Source organism: Pseudonocardia pini (assembly GCF_013870575.1).
GTDB lineage: Bacteria > Actinomycetota > Actinomycetes > Mycobacteriales > Pseudonocardiaceae > Pseudonocardia > Pseudonocardia pini.
Genome location: NZ_JACBXB010000764.1, coordinates 1 through 2,640, shown reverse-complemented (window position 1 = coordinate 2,640; position 2,640 = coordinate 1). Strand labels below are relative to the sequence as shown.

General features: G+C 72.7%; 4 protein-coding genes. 2 read left to right on the top strand and 2 right to left on the bottom strand.

Annotated features, from left to right (window positions below):
* Positions 1-34: 34 nt before the first annotated feature.
* Positions 35-493 carry a RidA family protein gene (locus H5J29_RS28545; protein ID WP_181784084.1) on the bottom strand — a complete coding sequence of 153 codons (459 nt, stop codon included), beginning with the start codon at positions 491-493 and terminating at the stop codon, positions 35-37.
* Positions 490-666 carry a Sp36 family protein gene (gene sp36, locus H5J29_RS28540; RefSeq protein ID WP_181784083.1) on the bottom strand — a complete coding sequence of 59 codons (177 nt, stop codon included), beginning with the start codon at positions 664-666 and terminating at the stop codon, positions 490-492. The genes H5J29_RS28545 and sp36 overlap by 4 nt, the downstream gene beginning before the upstream one ends.
* A 113-nt stretch (positions 667-779) precedes the next feature.
* Between sp36 and bagA the strand changes: the two genes are divergently transcribed.
* Entirely contained in the window at positions 780-1,772 is a 993-nt protein-coding gene (gene bagA, locus H5J29_RS28535; RefSeq protein WP_181784082.1) for an ATPase BagA, read from the top strand.
* A gap of 5 nt (positions 1,773-1,777) precedes the next feature.
* Positions 1,778-2,640 (top strand): ArsA family ATPase (gene bagB / locus H5J29_RS28530; RefSeq protein WP_181784085.1); only part of this gene is annotated, 863 nt, incomplete at its 3' end.

The following is a 2,640-nucleotide window of genomic DNA, read 5'->3' as shown; positions in this document are numbered from 1 at the left end:
CGGACCAGCAGCTCGTGTGCCGCCGCGGAGTCCACTACGCCACCTCGACGATCAGCTCGACCTCCACCGGGGCGTCGATCGGCAGCTCCGCGACGCCGACCGCGGACCGGGCGTGCGCCCCGGAGTCCCCGAAGACCTCGGCCAGCAGGTCCGACGCCCCGTTGACCACGCCGGGCTGACCGCCGAACCCGGGCGCGGACGCCACGAACCCGACGACCTTCACCACGCCCTTGACGTTGTCGATGCCGACCAGCGCGTCCACCGCGGCCAGCGCGTTCAGCACACAGATCCGCGCCAGGCCCTTGGCCTCCTCGGCGGTGACCTCCGCGCCGACCTTGCCGGTCTGCGGCAGCTTCCCGTCCACGAACGGCACCTGGCCCGCGGTGAAGACCAGCGAGCCGGAGACCTTGGCCGGGATGTAGGAACCCGCGGGTGCGGACACCGGGGGCAGGGTCAGACCCAGCTCCTTCAGCCGCTCCGAGGGGCTGGTCACGACTGCACCGGCCGTTTGAAGAAGGCGATCAGGTTCTCCGGGGTCGCACCCGGGACGACCGAGACCAGCTCCCAGCCGTCGCGGCCGAAGTTGTCCAGGATCGCCTTGGTGTTGTGGATCAGGAGGGGTGCGTTCAGGTATTCCCACCTGGTAGGGGCCGCCGGGGACGTCATGGGTTCGGACTGTAGCCGGGGGGTAACCGGCCGGCGTGGACCGGAACCCCCAACGTGCGACGAGTGGCCGCCTCCACGCGCTCGGCCGGCCGGACGCTCCGTACGCTGGAGGCGTGACGTCACCCGCTGATCCGTGGGCGGCCCGTCTGCACGTGGTCTCCGGCAAGGGTGGCACCGGCAAGACGACGGTGGCCGCGGCCCTGGCCCTCGCGCTCGCCGCGGGCGGCCGCCGCACCCTCCTCGTGGAGGTGGAGGGCAGGCAGGGCATCGCCCAGGTGTTCGACACCCCGCCGCTGCCCTACGAGGAGCGCCGCATCGCCGTCGCGCCCGGGGGTGGCGAGGTCCGCGCCCTGGCCGTGGACGCCGAGGCCGCGCTGCTCGAGTACTTCGAGATGTTCTACAAGCTCGGCGTCGCGGGCCGGACGCTCAAGAAGATGGGCGCGGTCGAGTTCGCCACCACGCTCGCGCCGGGCCTGCGGGACGTCCTGCTCACCGGCAAGGTCAAGGAGTGCGTGGCGCGTACGGAGGACGGGCGGCCGGTCTACGACGCCGTCGTGCTCGACGCCCCGCCCACCGGCAGGCTCGTCACGTTCCTCGACGTCACCAAGGCCATGGCCGAGCTCGCCCGCACCGGTCCGATCCACAGCCAGGCGGAGGGCGTGGTCGCGCTGCTGCACTCCCCGCGCACCGCCGTGCACCTGGTCACGCTGCTGGAGGACCTGCCCGTCACCGAGACGCTCGACGCGGTCCACCAGCTCGGCGAGGCGAACCTTCCGGTCGGGTCCGTGATCGTCAACCGGGTGCGCGAGCAGTGGCTGCCGGACCGCTCGGTCGCCTCGGCGGCGAACGGCCGGGTGGACGCGGGCCGGATCCGCTCCGGGCTGCTCACGGCCGGGCTCGACCTCGCGCCGGAGGTGCTCGACGGGCTGGTGGCCGAGACCGTCGAGCACGCCGTGCGGGTGGCGGCGGAGACCGCGGCGGGGGAGCGCCTGGCCGCCGAGATCGACGGCCCGCGCCTCGAGCTGCCCCAGCTGCTCGACGGCGTGGACCTCGGTGGGCTCTACGAGCTCGCCGGACATCTGACCGACCAAGGGGTCCGACCGTGAGCACCATGAACGTGGACGCCCTGATCGACGACCCGACGACCCGCACGATCGTCTGCTGCGGCTCCGGCGGGGTCGGCAAGACCACGACGTCGGCCGCGCTCGCCCTGCGCGCCGCCGAGCGCGGCCGCCGCGTGGTGGTGCTGACCATCGACCCGGCCAAGCGGCTGGCCCAGGCCCTGGGCCTCGACCAGCTCTCCAACGAGCCGGGCGCCGTTCCCCTGGACCACGCGAAGCTCGACGCGATGATGCTCGACATGCGCCGCACCTTCGACGAGATGGTGTACACGCACTCGACCCCGGAACGGGCCGACAAGATCATCGCCAACCCCTTCTACCAGACGATCTCCAGCTCGTTCTCCGGCACGCAGGAGTACATGGCGATGGAGAAGCTGGGGCAGCTGCACGCCCGCGGCGAGTGGGACCTGATCGTGGTCGACACCCCGCCGTCGCGCTCGGCGCTGGACTTCCTCGACGCCCCGCAGCGCATGTCCACGTTCCTGGACGGCCGGATGATCCGGCTGCTCAGCTCGCCCGCGCGGGCGGGCGGGAAGGGGCTGCGCAAGCTCGTCGGGGCGGGGTTCGGGCTGTTCGCCAAGGGTGTCTCGACGATCATCGGCGGCCAGTTGCTCACCGATGCGTCGGCCTTCGTCTCGGCTTTCGACACCATGTTCGGCGGGTTCCGCGAGCGGGCCACCAGGACCTACGAGCTGCTGCGGTCGCCGGGGACGGCGTTCCTCGTCGTCGCGGCCCCGGAGCCCGACGCCCTGCGCGAGGCCGCCTACTTCGTCGACCGGCTGGCGGGCGAGGGGATGCCGCTGGCGGGGCTGGTGCTCAACCGCACCCATCCCGTGCTCGCCCCGCTGTCCGC